14 protein-coding genes are annotated in these 20672 nt (G+C 60.9%); 3 read left to right on the top strand and 11 right to left on the bottom strand.

Annotated features, from left to right (window positions below; genetic code table 11):
- Window positions 1–15: 15 nt before the first annotated feature.
- From F3Y30_RS12670 to hlyD, 5 genes are all read right to left on the bottom strand, one after another.
- Entirely contained in the window at window positions 16–1335 is a 1320-nt protein-coding gene (locus F3Y30_RS12670; RefSeq protein ID WP_246752736.1) for an ATP-binding protein, read from the bottom strand.
- A gap of 86 nt (window positions 1336–1421) precedes the next feature.
- On the bottom strand, window positions 1422–2534 hold the full coding sequence (locus tag F3Y30_RS12665; RefSeq protein WP_203423059.1) for an ABC transporter permease: 1113 nt from the start codon (window positions 2532–2534) through the stop codon (window positions 1422–1424).
- Between the two features lies 1 nt (window position 2535).
- On the bottom strand, window positions 2536–3681 hold the full coding sequence (locus F3Y30_RS12660) for an ABC transporter permease (protein WP_203423058.1): 1146 nt from the start codon (window positions 3679–3681) through the stop codon (window positions 2536–2538).
- Window positions 3678–5420, bottom strand: coding sequence for an ATP-binding cassette domain-containing protein (locus tag F3Y30_RS12655; RefSeq protein WP_203423057.1), 1743 nt, complete (start codon window positions 5418–5420; stop codon window positions 3678–3680). The genes F3Y30_RS12660 and F3Y30_RS12655 overlap by 4 nt, the downstream gene beginning before the upstream one ends.
- Window positions 5417–6427 (bottom strand): secretion protein HlyD, encoded by a 1011-nt coding sequence (gene hlyD, locus F3Y30_RS12650; protein ID WP_203423056.1) that lies wholly within the window; start codon window positions 6425–6427, stop codon window positions 5417–5419. Before hlyD ends, F3Y30_RS12655 begins: the two co-directional genes overlap by 4 nt.
- 320 nt (window positions 6428–6747) lie before the next feature.
- On the opposite strand from hlyD, the gene F3Y30_RS12645 reads away from it, so the two are divergent.
- Window positions 6748–7182 carry an EF-hand domain-containing protein gene (locus F3Y30_RS12645; protein WP_203423055.1) on the top strand — a complete coding sequence of 145 codons (435 nt, stop codon included), beginning with the start codon at window positions 6748–6750 and terminating at the stop codon, window positions 7180–7182.
- 95 nt (window positions 7183–7277) lie between these two features.
- Here the strand turns inward: F3Y30_RS12645 and F3Y30_RS12640 are convergent, their stop codons facing one another.
- The 4 genes from F3Y30_RS12640 to F3Y30_RS12625 form a co-directional block, all read right to left on the bottom strand.
- Window positions 7278–8471, bottom strand: coding sequence for an adenylate/guanylate cyclase domain-containing protein (locus F3Y30_RS12640; RefSeq protein ID WP_203423054.1), 1194 nt, complete (start codon window positions 8469–8471; stop codon window positions 7278–7280).
- A gap of 29 nt (window positions 8472–8500) precedes the next feature.
- Window positions 8501–10045 (bottom strand): MDR family MFS transporter, encoded by a 1545-nt coding sequence (locus F3Y30_RS12635; RefSeq protein ID WP_246752735.1) that lies wholly within the window; start codon window positions 10043–10045, stop codon window positions 8501–8503.
- A gap of 154 nt (window positions 10046–10199) precedes the next feature.
- Window positions 10200–11360 carry an HlyD family secretion protein gene (locus tag F3Y30_RS12630; protein ID WP_203423053.1) on the bottom strand — a complete coding sequence of 387 codons (1161 nt, stop codon included), beginning with the start codon at window positions 11358–11360 and terminating at the stop codon, window positions 10200–10202.
- A 694-nt stretch (window positions 11361–12054) separates the two neighbouring features.
- Window positions 12055–12495: a hypothetical protein gene (locus F3Y30_RS12625; RefSeq protein WP_203423052.1), complete on the bottom strand. Its 441-nt coding sequence runs from the start codon at window positions 12493–12495 to the stop codon at window positions 12055–12057.
- Window positions 12496–12919: 424 nt separating this feature from the next.
- Here F3Y30_RS12625 and F3Y30_RS12620 point away from each other — a divergent pair, with 424 nt between their 5' ends.
- Window positions 12920–13822, top strand: a complete 903-nt coding sequence (locus F3Y30_RS12620) for an MBL fold metallo-hydrolase (protein WP_246752977.1) — start codon at window positions 12920–12922, stop codon at window positions 13820–13822.
- 304 nt (window positions 13823–14126) lie between these two features.
- Here the strand turns inward: F3Y30_RS12620 and F3Y30_RS12615 are convergent, their stop codons facing one another.
- Both F3Y30_RS12615 and F3Y30_RS12610 read right to left on the bottom strand, forming a co-directional pair.
- Entirely contained in the window at window positions 14127–16937 is a 2811-nt protein-coding gene (locus F3Y30_RS12615; RefSeq protein WP_203423050.1) for an MASE1 domain-containing protein, read from the bottom strand.
- A gap of 198 nt (window positions 16938–17135) precedes the next feature.
- Window positions 17136–17915 (bottom strand): alpha/beta fold hydrolase, encoded by a 780-nt coding sequence (locus F3Y30_RS12610; RefSeq protein ID WP_246752734.1) that lies wholly within the window; start codon window positions 17913–17915, stop codon window positions 17136–17138.
- A 793-nt stretch (window positions 17916–18708) separates the two neighbouring features.
- Between F3Y30_RS12610 and F3Y30_RS12605 the strand changes: the two genes are divergently transcribed.
- Complete coding sequence (locus F3Y30_RS12605) at window positions 18709–20634, top strand: adenylate/guanylate cyclase domain-containing protein (RefSeq protein ID WP_203423049.1); 1926 nt, start codon at window positions 18709–18711, stop codon at window positions 20632–20634.
- The last annotated feature ends 38 nt before the right edge of the window (window positions 20635–20672 follow it).

Raw genomic sequence — 20672 nt, 5'->3', positions numbered from 1 at the left:
AGGCGTTCCAAACCATCAAACGAAGGTTTGCCTTTCCCTGCCGATCGCATGTCCGGGCGAGATGGGGAGTGTCACGACAAAGCGGGCTCCCTCGCCCTCCGCATTGTCGACACGGACGGTTCCTTCATGCTCCCCCACGATGGATCGACATATGGCCAGGCCGATCCCGATGCCATCCGTCTTCGTCGAGAAGAAACCGTCGAAGATCCGGTCCAGGTGTTCTGGCGGGATGCCCCCACCCGTATCGTGCACGGTGAGCGAGATCGCGCCGCGCCCGCCGTATGATGTTTCGACGGTGATTTCGCGCCTTTCCGGGCCGGAGCCTGCAATGGCCTGTATGCTGTTCAGCAACAGGTTCACGACGACCTGCTGAAGCTGGACGCGGTCACCCATGACAGCAGGGAGCCCCTCCTGCAGCCGCTGCGAAACGACGATCGCATGGAGGCGGGCTTCCGTGGATACGAATGCGGTCGTCTCTTCGACGATCGCATTGATATCGACCGGCGTTCGCGCCGGATCGCGCTTGGCGGTCATGTCCTGGATGCGGCCAATCACTCTGCTGGCACGGTGGGCATTTTCCGCAACCCGTGTCATGAGTTCTCTCGCCTTGGGCAGGTTTGGCTCCGCCCGGTCCAGCCATCGCGTCGCTGTGTCCGCGTCGGTCGCGATCACCGAGAGAGGCTGCCGCACCTCGTGCGCAATGGTGGCCACAAGCTCGCCGAGGGCCGAGACGCGCGACGCATGGACAAGGTCCGACTGTACTTTTCGTAGTTGCTGTTCGGTTCTCCGCTGCGCCGTCACGTCGACCATCATGATCAGGGCGAGATCGGCGCAGTCGGGCGTCTGGGGAAATGTCGCGAAGAGCAGGACATCGAGAAGCTGGCCGTCGAATGCGCGGACCTTCATTTCCTCGACGTGGTTGCGCCGCTGAGCAAAGCGGGCCTCCACGATGCGCACGGCGGTGTCCGGACTGGCGGCGAACAGGTACCCGACGGGACCGAGAAGGTCCTCGCTTCCTGAAGCGCGCAGCAGTTCGACGGCGCTTTCATTCACGCCGGTCACGACCACCGTATCGTTGGCAAGCTCCAGAAATTCCAAACTGCGCCCGCGGACGTCCCCGTAGTTACCAGCGAAAAGTCCCGGCTCATCGAGAAGCTTCGTCATGCTTCTGGCATCGACCTGCCAGAGTGGCAGCGGCACGTTGTCGATGAGATTGCGATAGCGTGCTTCGCTCGCCTTCAGATCCCGGTACACCCGGGGATCGACCGTGGCACCGGCACCACTTTCGAAGTCTGGCGTGGGAGACTGGCGGTTCCGGCGATGAGAGCTCTTCATGGTGGTTCTCAAACTCATATCTTCAAGACGGCATCGAGGCTGGGTGTCGGCGCCTGTCCGATCGATCGCCGCGATGAGGGTTGGCATCACTCGAGGCGACGTCGAAAAAGCCACGACGCCGCCGACAGCGTGACGATTGCGATGACCAGCAGCGGTATCGTCTGTCTCAAGACCTCGGACACGGGAATGTCCTTGAGGAAGATGCCTTTCACGACGACGAGAAAGTACCGTAGCGGATTGACCGCGGTTATCGGCTGCAGCCAGGACGGCATGTTCTCTATCGGCGTCGCGAACCCGGACAGAAGCGTCGCCGGGACAAGAAAGAGAAATGCGCCAAGGATTGCCTGCTGCTGCGTCATCGACAGCGCCGAGATGAATAGCCCTACCCCGGCAATCGAGGCGAGATAGAAGAGCGAGCTCGCATAAAGCAGGACGAGAGACCCACGCAAGGGAACCGCGAAGACGAAGACCGCGGCAAGCACATAGACGGTCATATGGAACAGTCCGATGAGCATCGGCGGAGTGAGCTTGCCGATCACGATCTCATGCGTGCGGAGCGGCGATACCATCAACTGATCGAAAGTCCCGAGTTCGCGCTCGCGAGCGATGGACAGCGCGGTAACGATCAATCCGATCAGAAGCGCGATGTTCGCGATCAGGTTCGGCACCATGAACCATTGATAGATGAGGTTGGGATTGAACCAGTAGCGCGGCACGACTTCTATCGCTGTCGCCACCTTGAGCCTGCCCGCGGGCGTCTCGGCACCCAACGCCCTTACGATCTGGGAGATGTAGCCGGAAACGATCTGAGCTGCGTTTGATCGCCGTCCATCCAGCAGGATCTGCAGATCCGCAGGCTTGCCTGCTTCGATGCTGCGGGAGAAGTCCGCGCCGATCGTTATCGCGGCGGTCACCTGCTGGCGGTCGATCGCTGCCCGCGCCTCCTGCGGACTGTCCGTGAGGGTGACATGCCTGAACCGAGGCGAACCGTCGATGCGTGCGACGAGTTCCTCGCCCCAATGGCCCGCATCCCTATTGAGCAGCATGACGTCGACGTTGCGGACTTCGAGCGTTGCCGCATACGAGAACACCACAAGCTGCACGATCGGCGGACCGATCAGGATTGTCCGGCCCTTCGGATCACGAAGTACCGTCAGCAGTTCTTTCAGCACAAGGGCCAACAATCGCGACCACCACATCTCAGGCAATCCTTTTGCGCGTGCTGCGGGCGGCGAACATGAGAAAGACGAGACCGATCAGTGACATAGCGCCGATGGAGCGAAGGAACATCGGCCAAATATCTCCGGCGAGGAAGACGCTCTGAAGGCATGGGATCAGATACCGCGTGGGCACCACGAAGGTGATCCACTGGATGAACTGGGGCATCGAATTGATCTCGAACAGGAATCCGGACAGCAGAAAGGACGGGAGAAAGGCCGTGATCAGCGCCATCTGCGAGGCCAGGAACTGGTTCTTGGTGGCCGCCGAAATCAACAGCCCCTGCCCGAGCGCCGGAACCAGAAAGACCGCGGAAAGCAAGTAAAGTGCTCCAATGGAACCCCGGAACGGGACGCCGAACATGAAGACGGCGAGCAGCACGCAGAGCGTCATCGATGCCAGCGCGAGAACGAAATAGGGAAGAACCTTCCCAGCGAGGAGCTCGATTGCCGTCACAGGAGTCGCCATGATTGCCTCCATCGTGCCGCGCTCCCACTCGCGGGCAACGACCAGCGACGTCAGCAGTGTCCCGACAAGCGTCATGATGATCGCGATCGACCCGGGAACGAGAAAGGAACGGCTCGTTAGCTCAGGGTTGAACCAGAAGCGCTGTTCCACCCAGATCGGCTCCCCCATTGCCGCCGTCTCCGACTGCCGGAGCTGTTGCCACGTCGCCACCGCACCCTGGACATAGCTCTGGACAAAGTTCGCCGTGTTGGGATCGGACCCGTCGACGATCACCTGGACCTGGGGGTGGTTTCCGGCGGTGTATCTGTCCATGAAATCCGAGGGAATGACGATGATGCCGCGAATACGCGCCAGCACCAGGTCCTCCTCGAATTCACGACGGTCACGCCCCGTCGAGACCGAGAAATAGCGCGAGGCCTGAAAGCTGGCAGCGAGATCGCTCGTAACGGGCGTCACATCCTCGATAACGACACCGACGCGCGTCTCCTTCGTGTCCAGGGAAATGCCGTATCCGAAAAGGAAGAGGAGGATCAGCGGCAGCACGAAGGCGATCAGGATACTGCTCGGATCGCGGGCAACCTGAAGGCTTTCCTTGCGTACAAGCGCGAGAAATCGAACCGTGCGGCCGCCATCATGCGAGCTGTTTGCGGAATCCGTCATCGGGCACTCTCCAAGTCCGAGCCTTGCACGAGCGCGATGAAGGCGTCTTCCATCGTCGGATCGGGGGTTTCCTCGGTGGCGACGCTGGCCTTGAGCTCATCCGGAGAGCCGAGCGCGATCGATCGGCCGCGATAGATCAACGAGATGCGATCGCAGTACTCGGCCTCGTCCATGAAATGCGTTGTGACCAGTACGGTCACGCCCTTCTCCACCAGACCGTTGATATGCGTCCAGAACTCGCGCCTCGTAATCGGATCGACGCCCGAGGTGGGCTCGTCGAGGAACAGGGCTTGCGGCTCGTGCATCACCGCACAGGCGAGCGCCAGCCGTTGTTTCAGGCCCAGCGGAAGGTCTTTTGCCGACATCGACAGGCGCGGCCCGAAATCGAAGATCGACGTCATCAGCTCGATCCGCTCACGCTTCTTGCTACCGGTGAGGCCATAGACCCCAGCGAAGAACTGAAGGTTCTGCTGAACGCTCAGGTCGCCGTAGAGCGAAAACTTCTGCGCCATGTAACCCAGCCGGTTGCGCGCCTCGGCTGCATCACGGCGGAGATCGAAGCCCGCCACGCGCCCCTCGCCTTCAGTCGGTTTCAACAGGCCGCACAGCATCTTGAACGTCGTCGATTTGCCGGCGCCGTTTGGTCCAAGGAGCCCGAATATCTCGCCACCCGGAATGTCGAAGGTGATTTTGTCGGCAGCGGTGAAATCGCCGAAACGCTTGACCAGCCCTCTCGCTTCGATGACCGGGCCTTCCTGTCTGGCAGCCAGAGAGGCCTGGGCCTCTGCGAGCCTCGAGCGACCGCCCGGCCCTCCGCCCAGCATATCCACGAAGGCATCTTCGAAGCGCGGATCGGTGGCACTGACGTTCGCTTCGCCGCTCGCCGCAAACCGGGCCTCACGGCCGGGCGTTGTCACCAGCCTTATCGCCTCCCCCTGGATTCCGCCGTCAACGATGCCGTCTTCATCGAGAAGCTTCGCCAACGTCGAGCGCCTTCGACCGGATACACCAGTCACCCGGTAGACCCGTTCCTTCACCCGGTCGGTCAATTCCTGCGGCCTGCCCGAGAACAGCAGCTTCCCCTCGTTCAGCAGGAGAACGCGATCACAGGCTTCGGCCTCGTCGAGATAGGCGGTCGACCAGACGACGCCGACGCCCTCCTTGATCAGGACCTCGACCATCTTCCAGAGATCGCGCCGGGAGATAGGATCGACGCCAACGCCGGGTTCGTCGAGAAGCAGCAATCGCGGCTTCTTCAACAACGCGCAGGCAAGACCAAGCTTCTGCTTCATTCCACCGGACAGCTTTCCGGAAAGGCGGGCAGAAAAGCGCTTCAGGTCGGTGAACGTGAGCAACTCGTCGAAGATGCGCGCCCGGTCGGGCTTCGGAAGTCCCCGCAGGTCCGCATAGAGCTCGAGATTTTCCTCCACAGACAGATCCTCGTAGAGGCCGAAGCGCTGCGGCATGTAGCCGATGGACGCCTGGATGTCGGCCGACCGCTCGCGCGTCCTGAAGCCAAGGACATCGACGTTGCCGCCATCCGGAAACATCAGCCCGGTCATCAGGCGGATCAGCGTCGTCTTTCCGGCACCGTCGGGCCCCACAAGTCCTGTTATCTCGCCGCCACGGATGACGCCCGAGACCTGGTCCAGCGCCGGCTTTCCCGGACCGAAGCGTTTGGTCACATCGTCCAGTCGGACGAAGTCGGCAGTAGCTGCATGTTCGGCTGCGAGATTCATTTCCCTGCCGCCTCTGTTTCCTGCAAGCGCAAGGTCACCGGCATTCCCTGGCGGAGATCCTGGCCGGGAGCGCCGATGACGACACGAATCCGATAGACGAGATCGGTGCGAAGCTCGGGAGTTTCGACGGATTTGGGCGTGAATTCCGCAACCGGTGAAATGAAGCCGATCGTTCCTTCGTAGCTCTTTCCGGGATGCGTATCGGACGCGACCTTGACCTTCATTCCCGGGTAAATCCGTCCGAGATCGGCCTCGCCGATATAGCTGCGCACCCACACAGGAGCCGTGAGCGACAGGACATATACAGGATCGGAGGACGATACGATTGCGCCGGGCTCCTTGATCCGGGACAGGATAACGCCGTCATTCGGCGCACGCAGTTCCGTATCGGACAGAGAGGTGCGCGCCGTAAGGAGCGCCGCCTCCGCCGCTTTCATCTGCGCGGCAGCGGTGGCTATGTCTTCCGATCGGCTGCCCTCCACCAGAAAGGCGAGCGCTTCCTTGGTCATATTCGAGCGTGCCACGGCCATCGCCCTTGCCGCGGTCGCTTCATCGACGCCGGCCTCGGAGATCGTTCCTCGGGACCGCAGCAGTTGCGCCCGGTCATAGGCAAGGCGGGCCTTCTCAAGGTCGGCGATGCTGGCGTCGTGCGTGGCCCTGGCCTGCGCTATCTCGGTCTGCCGTGGGCCTGCGACCAGTTTCTCGTGTGTCGCGCGAAGCGCGGCGACATCCGCCTCCCCTGAAATCACGGCGTGCTCGTACGTATCCTTGTCGAGCCGGGCCAGAAGGTCTCCTCGTTTGATCACGTCGCCTTCGTCAACCATCGCTTCCATGATGCGGCCGTTCACGCGGAACGCGAGGGAGACCTGACGTATGTCGATGTTGCCGTAGAGGACCATGTCCTGGTCAACGCCACGCGCAATGCCGAGGCTCGCGAGCACGTCGTATTTCCAACCGGCAGCGCCGAGGGCGGCCAACGCGATCACGATCGGTATTGCCTTGTTCATTTTCGTCTCCTGTGCGGGACCCCGCTGCGGCAAGAAGGGAGGCGCTTATCGCTGGGGGCAATCCGGCTCTCCGCCGCACTCAGGTCGAGAACCCGCTTTTCTCCGTCGCGCAACGCGACTTTTCCCGGCCTTCGCGTCACAAGGCCCAAAGCCCACTAAGCAACCGAACGGGCGCGCGTTGCTAGGCCAACGTTGGTATGCGTTGACGCGATCAGTGGCGAAGAACACGGATCGGTTGTCGACAAGGGAGCGAATCCCCGGAGCGACAAAACTCTGTGTTGCAACCAGACGGCTTCATCACCGCAAGCCGAGGAGGTCTTATGAAGATCGAAAGTTCCATGTTCAGCATGATCGCATCGCGGACACGAAAAGCTCCGTCGATCGCCGAGGAAGGACCTGGCGTCGCCTCGTCATCGCCGGCGAAGACCCCCTCGGTTCGCTCTGACGCTCTGCGCGTCGACGACTTCTACGCAAGGATGGCTGAGCAGCAGCTCAACTGGTCCGATGCAAACAGGGACGGCAACGTGACGAAGGCCGAGTACATGGACGGCCAGAGGCGGCTGGCCGAAATGAATGATCAGACGTTCGACAGCGCGCACAGCAACGCGCACTGGGCGAAGCTCGATCCTGACGACAAAGGCTCTGTTGACGTAAACGAGCTCCGCGAAGGTCTCGAAAACCTCCTGCCGATCGGTGGAGGCCATCTGGACGCGAACTTCGCCGAACGCCTTCGTGGACGCAGGAACTCGGACTGAGACCCCGCGGCGGTTCGAGCTCATAGCCGCCGCAAGCCCTGGCGACGCACAGGCCTGCGGCGCCGGCATTTCAGCGGAAGCCGAAGTGGCTGCGATCAATCTGCAAACGTGAACAATTCGATCGGCTCGGAGAAGCCCTTCAGATGATGAAAACTCACAGAGACAACATGCTCGCCCTCGGCGCGGCGACGGAAGGCATCCGACATGAGAATGGACTTCCCCAGCCCGCTGCATGCACCCTGGATCCGGCTCAGCAGATTGATGTCCGATCCGATCACGGTGAAGTCCAGCCTTCCTCCGGATCCGATGTTTCCATAGCTGGCACTTCCGTAGTGCAGTGCCGCGGTCGCTTCGATGCGCACACCGTCCATTTCGAAATCGGCAAGGCGGGAGAAGATTTCCTCGCATGTCGCGAGCGCCTGCCGGCTTGCCACAACAGCGTCGGCGGCTGGAAAAAACGCAAGAACGGCATCGCCAATGAACTTCAGCACCTCGCCGTCGTGTGCCGTGATGGCCGGCACGACCATGTCGAAATAGGCGTTGAGCAGTTCCAGCACCTTCTCGTCCAGGAGTCGGTTGGAAAGCTCGGTGAAGCCCTTCATGTCGCAAAGCAGAAGAGCCGCCTGTATTGTTTCAATATCGCCCCTGCGGATCTTGCCAGCGAGGATCCGGCGGGCCGTCATCGGCCCTATATACGTCTCGAGCAGCGACAACTCGGCGTGCCGCAGGACCCGCATCTCGCACGCATTGCGCAAGGCAGGCAGGAGCCTTTCGATCGCACGGATCTCTGACACCGTGAAACCGCCCGGCCTCTTCGTCCCGAATCCCGCAGCGCTGACCGAGCCGTCGATATTGCGGAGCGGAGCGATCATGACCTGGGCGAGATTTCTCTTTGCGAACACGTCGACATGCTGCCACGTCGATGCCACGTCGTCCGCGTCCACAATCAACGGCTGACCTGTCTCCAGTACCCTGATCACCGGGCTGGAGGCGAGCTCGCGCTTGATCCCGTGAGCCCTGTCAAGGATCTCGACTGGTTCAGACGGAGACCAGGCAAGTGTCCGGCCCAGGATCTCTGGATGAAGGGTCATAAGGTGAAGAGTGAGCCTGTCAATCGGAAGGCCGATCTTTCGCAACCTGGTGCCAAGTTCGGCAATCAGTCCGACCTCATCGAACGCATGACATTCCTCTCCTGCGAGCCATTCCAGGACAGCAAGAATGTGGTCGGGATCGATGTTGCGTCCGGCCCATGCGCATTGCCCGCGCAATGCTTGCTCTTTGACAATCATGTCTGTCGTTGCCTCCTTGTGAGAGCCGATCAATGAGCTCCACCACCTGCCATCTGGCTGCTTGGCTTCTTCAGGAGAAGCGTGGCAAACAATGCGACGACGAGCCCGGCTCCAAGCAGGAAGAAGGCATCGCCGAAGGCCATGATGCCGGCCTGCTTGCGGACGCTGGCTGCGACGGCGACAACGGCCTTGTGGGTGGCGAGGGCCGGATCGCTGACGCCCTGTTCCATGAAGTAAGATGTCAGCTTGGCGATACGGGTTCGCGTCGCCTCCTCGAACAGGCTGATCGAATTCGTCAGGATATTTGAATGGAACTGTTCCCGTTTCGTAAGAAGCGTCTGGAGCAAGGCAATTCCGACCGCACCGCCGAGGTTGCGCATCATGTTGAAGAGCGCGGATGCGGAGCCTGCGTTCTCCTGTTCGATTCCTGCCGTCGCGACAACCGAGAGCGGAGCGAAGACAAGGGCTTGTCCGATGGCGCGTATGACGTTGGGCCAGAAAAGCTGGTCGGCCGCATAGTCACCGGTGATGTTCACGTTCATGAAGTTCGAGCCGGCAAACAAGGCGAAACCCAGCGCGATCATTATCCGGACATCAATGAGTTTCATGAGCCTGGGAACGAGCGGGATCAGAACCAACTGAGGGATGCCCGTCCAGGCAAGTACAACGCCTATCTGCTCGGAATTGTAGCCTTGAATGCGCGCCAGATAGATGGGCAGCACAAAGGCTGATCCGTAAAGGGCAATCCCGAGCAAGGTATTGGCCAGAATGCCGAAGCCGAAGTTGCGTCGGGCAAGAAGCCTCAGGTTCAACAGCGGGTTCGTGGTCCTGAACTCGATGATCAGGAAAAGCGTCAAGGAAACCGCGGCGACGATGAAGAGGTGGACAATGTGTTCGGATCCGAACCAGTCCTCCTTGTTGCCCTCCTCCAGCACCGTCTGCAGGCAGGCAAGGCCGATCGCCAGCGTGAGGATCCCGGCCCAGTCGCCTTTTGCAAGCAAGCCCAGGTTCATCGGAGCTTCGTCGAGCGAAATCCAAAGCAGACCGATCATCAACAGACCGGGAACCAGGTTCACGTAGAAAATGAATTCCCACCCGTAGTTCTCGGTCAGATATCCACCGATGGTCGGTCCAATGGCTGGAGCGAATGTCGCCGAAAGCGCGAAGAGTGCCAGTCCGACCGGTTGTTTTGACTTGGGCAGCAGGGTGATGATGATCGTGAAGGCCATGGGGATCAGAACACCGCCAGCGAACCCCTGGATCGCACGGAGCACGATCATTTGCTTCAGGTTTGCGGCGAACGCACAGGCGACCGAAAACACCAGGAACAGGATGGCGTTCGTCAGCAGGTACTTTCGGAGCGAAAACACCTGGGCCAGCCAGGCGCTGAGGGGAATGACCACGATTTCCGCGATAAGATAGGAGGTCGAGATCCAACCGCCGTCGTCCTTGCCAGCGCCGATCGCCCCCTGGATGTCGGCGAGCGATGCGTTCACGATCTGGATGTTGAGAACCGCCATGAACGCGCCCAGGGTGGAGCCGACGACGGCGCACCACATTCGCGCGGCGCTCATGCCATTTCCCGAACCAGCTGTGTCGGTGTCTGGCACATGCTGTCTCTTGGTTGCGACAAGCTTGCGATCGATCATCATGCTTCTTCCGCAGGTGCGGATCCTTGCTTGAGCTATGCAGGTGGTCGGGACGAAGGCCCGTATCCGCAAGTTGCCGTCACTCCTGTTTCGACAGCCGAGCGATACTGGTGTCGATCTTCGGCACGACGGACATTCCGGAGCGCAACTGGGCTGCTCGCGCTTCGTCATCGATGATGATCTTCACGGGGATCCGCTGGACGATCTTCGTGAAGTTGCCCGTGGCATTGTCCGGGGGGAGCAGCGAGAACTCGAGGCCGCTCGCGGGCGATACGCTATCCACGTGACCCTTCACTTCCAGTCCGGGAAAGCCGTCAACCTCGATGACTGCGAGCTGGCCCGGACGAACGTAGGTCAGTTGCGTTTCCTTGAAATTGGCGACGACGTAGACCGAATGGAGAGGCACAACCGCCATCAGCTGCGTGCCGGCAGTGACATACTGCCCCACACGGATTGAACGTGCGCCAACTGTGCCGTCGATGGCTGCGACGATGTTCGTGTAGGAAAGGTCCAATTCGGCTTGCTGAACGGCTGCGGCGGCTCTGTCCCGTTGAGCAACCGCGTGATCACGCTGACTCCTGAGAACAGGCACTTTGTCATGTGCGGAGATCAGGGCGGCCTGGTCCCGTTGGACCGCGGCGGATGCCTGGTCCATAAGGGAGCGGCTCTGCTCCGCACGTGACTGCGTGCCTGCCCCGGTCGTGCTCAGGCGCGTGCTGCGTGTGGCCTCGGATTTCGCAAAGACGAGCGAGGCGTTCGACGCTTCCACCGAAGCCTCTGCCTGTCCAATGATCGACTGTTGCAGGTCGATCTGGGCGTCGATATTTGTGATCGCGGCTTCCGAAGCCTTCAACTCGGCCCGAGCCTGGTTGAGGGCGATCTGGAAGTCGCGATCATCGATCCGCGCAAGAACCTGCCCCGCATTCACGACGTCGTTGTCGTCGACCAGCACCTCTTTGACATAGCCCGCGACCTTGGGCGCAACGGTCGTATAGTCTGCCTTTACGTAGGCATTGTCGGTAGATTCGATAAATCGACCGACTGTCCAGTAGTGGTGACCGAAGTGAGCGCCGTACCCGGCACCGGCAACCAGGACCAGGGCCAGTATGCCTTTCTTGAGAGAGGATCCGCGCCGGGGAACAGCGGTGGTCGCGGCAACGTTCGGTTCGCCAGATGCCGCTTCGGCATCGTCACTATCGCTTGTCAATTCGAATGCTTCCTTACGCGGAATTTCAACCATCACGATCTCCAACGGCCATCGCTCGCGAGCATCGTTGAGCCCGAGCGCGCCTTACGTCGCAACCACAGGTAATTCGCATCTCGCCTGGTGAGTGGCCGCCCCAGGGCGGACATCAGCGAGTGTCGCTTCTGCTCGAAGAAACCGTCATGGGCAGAGGACGCGTATCTGTTTTGGATTTTTCCCGGATCGCAGGACAGCTATACGAAGGTTAAAAGAGGAAGGCGCGGGCCGCAGGCACAAATGGATCCTCATCGTGAGCATCCCTACCAATGCATTGCGCATGATTTCTCCGCGCCCTAGCGAGCACGCGACGGCCCGCGGACGATGTTCATCTGCAGCTCATGTCTTGATGCGTATTTTCCAAGTATCCTGATCAGGCGTTCTTCCTCCGCCTGGCATACTCCCGCCCGCCTGCAATAGTCGGCAATGTCCCATACGTGCTCCGATTTGGTCACTTCGGGCACACCGGTGTCACTGCAAGTCATCTTGCGCCTTTCGTGCACATATGCGCAGCCGCCGCCTCGCACGGACAAAAGCTCACCCCCGCAAACAAATTTCGATGAAGATCGGAAAGCGTACAGACTTGCCGCAAACGCGGAAGCTATACGGGAGTTTACCTCTTGCGGCGAAGACGAGCGCAGGTGCTGGGCCAGACGGCAGTGATCCGTCTACCGCCGATCACGGCACTCGACATCTATGCTCGAAGTCCGCCCGATTCCCGGCGGATGGGCACGCTCATCACCTGCTTGTACGCCCAAATCGTCGCGGCCACCCCGAAGATCGCCGGGAGGCTCACGGCCGGGAAGTCGCGAATGATCACCGACGCAGAGCAGATGCCGACCGCTACTTCCCACAGGTGGAAGGCGGCATGCGCGATAAGCCACAGGGTCGCCCCCGCCCACAGTTCCAATCGGCGGTGCGGCTTCCAAAGTCCAACTGCAAAAGCGAGCGCCACGAACCCCTGGATGATGCCGATGTCTCGAACGAAATGCTGATTGAACATGCCGGTGTCCGTGACACCCGGAACGAAATAGTACCAGCCTTCCGGGTCATAGAGCATGTGGAGCGAGAGCCAGGCCGCAAGCAGTATGTTGAACCCGACCATCCCGTAGACGATGTGTTTTGAAGTCTGCATTTCGACCTCCTTCAAACATTGCTGCCGGAAACTATCATCGTGGATGGGCGGTTGCTTCCCAAACGAAGGTTTAGGGGAATACCGGGAGCAGGTTGGCGGTTCGTCGGACTGCGCCACTCCTCGCAGCCCGCTTTTCTCCTTGCGGGCCAACCATCGGAGCCGTTGCGCGCCGCCTGGCCGTGCCACCGAAGTGAGCGACGCTTCTGCAGTTCACGCAGAAGGCAATCTCTCAGAGCAGCCCAAAAACGGGAATCAAGCCCAACGACCGTTTACCTTCAACGCAGACGGGCTTCACCCTAGAGTCCTGCCGTGGCTCGTGACCACACGTCTCTACTACGCGAAACAGGAGAGCAACATGTCACAGGCAGAATTGAGGAAGTCGCGGCCGATCGGTCAGCACGAAGCAGACATCAGCTCGCAGAGCATGCCACGCTCAGGCAAACCGGGCCGCGACGAACTCGTTCCGTCGCGCTACGCGCTACGGGTGGGCGAGATTGACGTGCTGGTGATCAGTGATGGAGTGCTCCCGCTCCCCACCGAGATGTTGGCACACAATGCCGAGCCGGCCGTGCGCGCAGCATGGCTGGACAATATGTTCCTGCCGCCGGACGCCTTCGACTGGCCGCTGAACGCAGTGGTGGTTCGCAGCGGCGAGCAGACAATACTCCTGGACGCCGGCCTGGGACTGGACCCGGACTTGAACTTACCACGTGCCGGGCAGCTGGTTCGGCGACTCAATGCTGCCGGCATCGATCTCGGGTCCGTCACCGACGTGGTGCTCACCCACCTGCATATGGACCACATCGGCGGGCTGCTCGTCGACGGGGTGAAGGACCGAATCCATCCCGACTTGCGGATCCACGTGGCGGCCGCCGAGGTCAAATTCTGGGAGTCGCCTGATTTCTCTCGCACCGCCATGCCGCCGGGGTTCCCCGACGCGCTTCGCTCCGCGGCCAAGCGCTTCACGAATGAATACCGCAGCCATCTGCGTTTGTTCGCGGAAGAGCAGGAAGTGGCGCCAGGAGTAGTCGTTCGACGCACTGGCGGCCACACCCCGGGCCACAGCGTGGTCCACGTGTCGTCCGGTGGAGACGGGCTGACATTCGCCGGCGACGCCGTGTTCGCGGTCGGGTTTGACCAACCCGACTGGCACAACGGTTTCGAACATGACCCCGAGGAGGCAGCCCGCGTTCGTATCCGTCTTCTGCGGGACCTGGCGGCAAGCGGCGATCTGTTGATTGCCACCCATCTGCCGTTCCCGTCCGTCGGCCGAGTGGCCGTCGAGGGCGATGCCTTCCGTTGGGTGCCGGTGTTCTGGGACTACTGACTGCTGACTTGATCAAGCGGATGGAGCCACCGCGTGCGACGGCAGAGCTAGCCGTCGCCGTATTTTCTCGCGACGGAAGGTCCCACCTCCTCCCCTGGCAAGCCGAGCGGCGGCCGAAGCCAGGGAGGCACTCCGGAAAATCACCGAGGGACGGCAACTGCCGTCCCTATTCCCGGGAAGCTCGAAGGCATTTCCGACCATTCTGTCGGCACTTTCCCGCGTTGGCGCCGAGGCCACGGGGCACCGGGCATTCCACGACAACCGCCACTGCGCTGCGCACATGTGAGATCTCGGTCAGCGGACTTCAGGAACCCGTGTCTGCTTCGATAGGCAGCGTGAATATGAACGTTGCCCCCTGCAGCTCATTGTTCTCAACCCACAACCGACCGCCATGAGACTCGACGATCGACCGGCAGATTGCGAGCCCCATCCCCATGCCACGATCCTTTGTGGTGAAGAACGGCTCGAAGATCTTCTCCGAAGATTCGACCCCTCCGCCACGATCACTGACATCGATTTGGATGGCATCCCCCGGGCGGTGCGCGCGCACTCCCAGGACCCTGTCATCGGCGACCGAGTCCATTGCATCCATGCCATTGCGAATGAGATTGACGAGAACCTGCTGAACCTGGACGCGATCGAGCGAGATCGCCGGAAGATTGCTTTCCACTTCAATCTTCATGCGGATGCGTCGCCGTGCTGCCTCCTCAGCCATGAGGTTGCGCGCACCGCCGATGACACTCTCTATCGTCGTGCTTGTCCTCGTCTCCACAGAGGGCTTGAACAGGGCACGGATGTGGCTCACGACGTCGCTTGCGGAATTCGCATTGTCGATAATGCGTTCCACCGTTTTCTGGGCCCGCTCAAGATTGGGAGGCGTCGCCGCGAGCCAGCCCTGGCATGCGCTGGAGTTGGCGACGATCGCTGCCAGAGGTTGGTTCACCTCGTGAGCAATGGCGGCGGACAACTCGGCAAGGCTCGCGGCCTGGCTTGCCCTTGTAAGGCTCTCTCGCGCCAGATGCAGTTCTTCCTCGACACGGACCTGGTCATCGATGTCGTGCGAGAGGCCGAACCACTGGACGATGCGTCCGCCATCATCCCTGAGAGGCTCGGCGCGGCCGAACATCCAACGATAGACGCCGTCCACCCGGCGCATGCGATAGTTGAGGGCAAAGCCCTCGCCTGTTACAAGGGAGCGTTTGAGCGTCTCCTCCAGCCGGACGATGTCGTCCGGATGGAACAAGGTCGCCATCGCTGCCGCCAGCCGATCAGTGCCCGACTTGTCGAAGTCACCGACGTCCTGGCCGCAGAACTCGATCAGCCGCTTGCTGAAGAAGGTCGGTTCGCCATTTGGCGACAGACGCCAGAGCAGGCTGGGAACCATATCGACAAGCTGTGAGAGTTCCCGCTCCCGGTTGCGCAGCGCATCCTGCGCGTTCACCAGGTCGTCAATGTCGACGCTCACCCCGTACCATTGGATGATTGCGCCAGTATCGTCGCGCAATGGCTCGGCGCGGCTTTCAACCCAGCGATGAGGTCCGCTGGCCCGGTGCTGGCGATACCGTGTGACAATCGGCGTTCCCGTCGCGACTGCTTGCGCGAATACCCGTTCCACGGCTTCACGCTCATCTGGATGAATGACGGCCAGCAAACGAGCTCCGTCGGGAGAAACCATGTCCTTGAGGGTGAGGCCTGTGACGTCCAGCGCTCGCTTGTTGAGATAGCAGGGTATTCCTTCTGGTGTCATGCACCAGATGAGCGTCGGCACGGCGTCGATCATCTGCTGAAGCTGGCGCTCGCTGCGCCGCAGCGCTTCCTGCGCACGCATCTCGTCATCGATGTCGATGGATATGACGTACCATTGCACAATCGCGCCGCCTTGATCCCTGAGCGGCTCCCCACGGCCATCGACCCATCGGTACACGCCATCTGCGCGGAGCATGCGGTATTTCAAGGCGAAGGGCTCGCCGGTTGCAAAGGAATGGCGGGCGGTCGCAAGCAATCCGCCTGCGTCGTCGGGGTGAACAAGCGTATGGATGGTTGTGGCGAGCCGGCTCGTCCCCTGCTTGTCCAGATCGTTCAGGTTATCCAGGCCGAAAAAGTCCAGCAGGCGCTTGTTGAAAAAGATCGGCTCCCCTTCGGCCGTCATGCGCCTGATGTGGACCGGGACCATGTCCACCAGTTGTGAGAGTTCCCGCTCCCGCTCGCCCAAGGAAAGCAATGCCTGCTGGTTCTGCCGGGATAGGGCGGCCACAATGAGGGACGAAAAGGCCGATATCGCCAGAAAGAGCTGCAACATGACCTGCTTTTCCCGCTGGGTCTCGGGATCTCCCACAAAGTGGCTGCCGCCGGAGATGGTGAGCGCCATCGTGATCAGGGCGAGGAGAGTCAGGGCGACGGCCACGCCCTTGAACTCGAAGCGCACGGCCGCCCAGAGAAGCGGCGGCATGATGATATAGGCGGAAGCCAGATAGTCTGTGCTCAAGGAAAGCGCGGCAACAGCGAAGAAGACCAGCCCCAGAAGGCCGGCCTCCATCCGCTTTGCCGCAGAGAGCTTGGTCCTGCTGGGCCAGTGCTGGATCACCATCAACGACAATGGCCCCACGAGCAGGATGCCGGTGGCGTCTCCTATCCAGAATAGCGGCCATACTTCCGTGAACGTTTGGCCTTCGACACCAAACCAGGCAAGAGCGGCACTTCCCACCGTCGCGCTGGCGAGTGGTGCAACGCCCGCACCAAGTCCAACGAATGCGAGAACCTCCCGCAAGGTTTCCATCCGCAGCGGTCGGCTGCAGGCCAGCTTCACGAGCGTCGCGCCGGTCGCGGCACAGAGTGCGTTGCCAGCGTAAATGAGGAGACCCACAATCAATGGGCTGTGGAACCATATGAGTTGCGCGAACATCTCGGCAAAACAGCCGGACAGCACCCACCACGGCCAGGTGTGGGGCGAGGTGAGGATCAAGGTCGCGACGAATACCCCCGCCGGCGGCCAGATGGAAACCGTTATTCCAGGAACGATTGCAAGCGCGTCAGCGAATGCACAGCCCAGGACATACGCTGCAAAAAACAGCCCGAGGTGCGATAACAGAGGACGTTGAGACCATACGGACATCATCGGCTGCTCCCGCCGAACACGAAGGGCCTACGGCCTCCCTGGACTTGATATAGCACATGTTCTCAAGTGTTGGGCAGGCCGCCCCATGGTTCCACCTTGGAGACGGAACGGAAGCCCTGCCCTCTTGTTGATCGAACCAACATATTGGCCCGGTCCGGTCTGCCTGCGACATGCGTGAAGTACCGGACGGCCCGGCCCTCACCGCTCTATGGGCTCCAGTGTCGAAGTCACGGTATTGAACACAAAGACACCGGGTCCCGCATAGTGCTTCGCCAGCGGATCTTCGATCTGCCTCTGAAATTTCGAATAGAGCGCCACCATCGCGGTGAAGCGTCCATGCCGGAAGTCGTCAGCCGTCCTCAGCCCCGAGATGTCCACAACTCTTACACCGTATCGCCTTGCCGCAGCTTGGACCCACGGATCGTGGACATCGTCGGCGCCGACACGCCGGCCACCGCTGATAATCCGAGACAGGCCCAAAGCTTTGTCATCACGCGACACCAGCAGCGTAAGTGGACGGGGAAGCCGACCGATCGTTTCGAGTTGACCAACCATTTCGGCGACATCGATATCCGGAGCAGCAAGGGCGACATTCGAGAAGCGTTCGAAGGCCGCGCCACGGCGCTCGCGGCTCATTTTCGCCAGTGTTTCCATCGTGAGCCACCCTCCCATGCTATGTGCAAGCAATGCGACCTGCGCGTCCGGAGGCTCGGTCAGAATTTCGATGGTCTTCGCAAGGCCGTCCTTCGATGCCGCCGCCGCCGCCCTGTCCGCACCATAGCCAAGCGCGCTGGCCTTGGATGGCCAGGCGAAGAGTACTGCGCCCCGGTTGTCGCGAGCATCCTCGGCGATCTGGGCAAGGCGATAGACGGACTCCTGGTAGTTGTTGTTGTATCCGTGAACGAAAAGCCTGAGGGGCCGTCCGTTGCCCCTTGCACCGGCGACGCTCGATCTGAATTCGCCTTCCGAAATGCCCACCGATTCAATCGTGACGAAATCCGTGGCAGGATCAGGTGGGTTGCCTGGCCACTCGATCACATCAGGTTGGTGCGCTGGTGGAATCGAGATGATGTGCCGTGCGAAGCGAAGCGTCTGCGATTGACCGCTGTTGAACGAAAATGTGGATCCAGGCTCCGGCGCTCGCATTGTTGCAACGAGGATGGTGACGTTTCTGTCGCCACGTTTCGCTCCAGACGATTCCAGGATCCCCGGCCCAGGTCGTGAAGCGCAAGCGGCGAGCGTAAAGACCAGCACTGAGACGAGGACCTGGATCCATCGAGCCAGACAGGCTGGCCTGACCCCAATATTGTCGATCGCCCCTGCTCGAGGACTGAATGTGACGCACTTCGTCATTGCGAGCACTATCTTTCCGCATCGGAATACACGCGACCATGATTAACTCACTAAATGCCGCAAGGAACGGTCAGTGCCACAGCTTCGCGTCTGGTGAAATCTATCCCAGCGGACAGTTTGACTGGACAAATATGGAACTGGTGACATCTCAGGGTACTGAGAGGTGCCCAAAGAAGATCAGAAGAAACAGACGTTGAACACTACGCCATAGCTGCATAGGGCCAATAGCAGGCATCGAACGCCTCGCCTCATGAACCGGCGCCCCGCCGTCGATCCGTTTCAATGGATTGCAGCTTGCGATAGCGTTCGGCCTGTCGAATGATGCGCCCTGCAATCGCGCCTTTGATGGTGGTCGCGCACGGCGAAACGATTGACGGTTGTGGAATTCGGAAACGCCTGGGCCCAATTGGATATCGAAGTGCACTGGTCGAAACCTCTCAGACTGCATCTCAGCGTTCTCGTCGCGACGCTGCTTCTGTGTATCTCAACGCCACTGATCTGGATGGCCTTCAATCAGGGGCGTCAGGCAGCCATTCTGGCGGGCGAGAAGCAGATGCGGCAGATGAGCCTGCGTCTGGTCGAGGGCTATCGATATGCACTCGAAGGGGGATACGAGGCCGTCGCCGTCGCCTCCACCCTGCCCCAGCTGATCACCCGTCCGCCCCTGCAACTTCAGGAGAAGCAGGCGTTCTTTCTCGAGGTCCTTCGCAACGTCACGAATGCGACAAGCGTCCTCGGTGGCTATCCGGACGGCTCGTTCATTCAGGCGATCAATACGGCGGACCCGCATGTCCGCTCCGCGCTCCGGGCGCCGGAAGGCACCGCCTTTGCGGTGCGGATCGTCACGCCGCAATCAGCGGAAGGCGGGAGTATAGCAGCGCTGCGGTTTGTGGACGCGGCCGGCAGGCTGATCGAGGAACGGCCCTTCGGGGAGAGGACGTTCGATGCAAGGGATCGCCCATGGTACCGCGCGGTGGTCAGATCCGGCGCACCCACATCCGTGGGGCCCTTTGTCAGCGGCACGCTGAGGGTGCCGACGCTCACCGTCGCGGTTCCGATGAGGGACGACGCCCAAACCGTGATCGGGGTCAACATCCACCTCGAAACCATCAGCCGCCTGCTCTATTCGCGCGATATATCGCCGCGTGCCCGCAGCTTCATCCTGGATGACCAGAACAGGCTCGTGGCGCATTCCGACCCGGCCATGATGAGCATGATACTTGGCACCTGGTCGCAACGTGGAGGACCGGATCAGGGCGCAGCAAAGGAGACGGACAGGACGATCGAAACGGTCACCCGGCTTCGCAAGGACATGCTCGACGGAAAGGATGGCATGGCCCGGTTCGAGCTCGACGGGGAAAGCTATCTTGTCCAAATCTCGCCCGTCACGTTCTCGAACCTCTTCAAGGGAAGTTCGGTCGCCGTCGTTGTGCCGCTTGACGACCTTCTGGAGCAGGCAAACCGACAGTTGGTGCGCAACCTCCTGATGGCCGCAGGCTTCGTCGTCGTGGGCATCGGCGCTTCGATTCTTCTCTCGCGCCTGATCAGCGCCTCCCTCTATCAACTTGCCGACGAAGCCCGGAAGATCGGTGACCTCGACTTCGCGGGCAAAGGAACAACGCACTCCTGGATCACCGAGATAAACACCCTGGCAAGCGCCCTCACGGCCTCGCGACGCGCGATTGCCCAGTTTGCCCTCTATGTTCCCCGCGAGGTGGTCCGCCGGATCGTCAGTCCAACGGACATCTCGACAAATGCGGCACGCCAGGAGGTCACGGTCCTGTTCACGGATATCCGCGACTTCACCACCATTGCCGAAGTGCATCCCCCCGAAGAGGTCGTCGAAATCCTGTCGTCCTATTTCGAGTTGCTGAACGTGATTGCCGAACGCCACGGCGGCACCGTCGTCCAGTATCTCGGGGACTCCCTGTTCGTCATGTGGAACGCCCCGATCCCCGACAGCGACCACGTCGCAAACGGCTGCCGCTGCGCGCTGGCCATGAAAGCGGCCATCGGCGAACTCAATGCCAGCAATTGCAAGAACGGTCGTCCCGAGCTCTTCACGCGGTTCGGACTCCATAGCGGACCTGCGGTCGTGGGCAGCTTCGGCGCAGTGTCGCGCCAGCAGTACACAGCCATGGGCGATACGATCAACGTGGCGTCGCGGCTCGAGGGCTTGAACAAGGAGTATGGCACGTCGGTCCTGGCCAGTGCGACAGTGGAGAAGGCTGCCGCTGCCCTCTTCGAGTTTCGGCCCATCGGTCCGGTGAAGCTGAAGGGCCGCGCCGAGAGTGTCGAAGTCTTCGAACTCAGAAGCGCGCGCGAGCACCCTGCCCTTTCGTGACGAAATGGTCGTCGCTGGCGGCGTCTCGCCCGACAGCC

It is taken from the genome of Sinorhizobium sp. BG8, assembly GCF_016864555.1.
Lineage (GTDB): Bacteria > Pseudomonadota > Alphaproteobacteria > Rhizobiales > Rhizobiaceae > BG8.
This window is presented reverse-complemented; position numbering and strand designations above follow the sequence as displayed.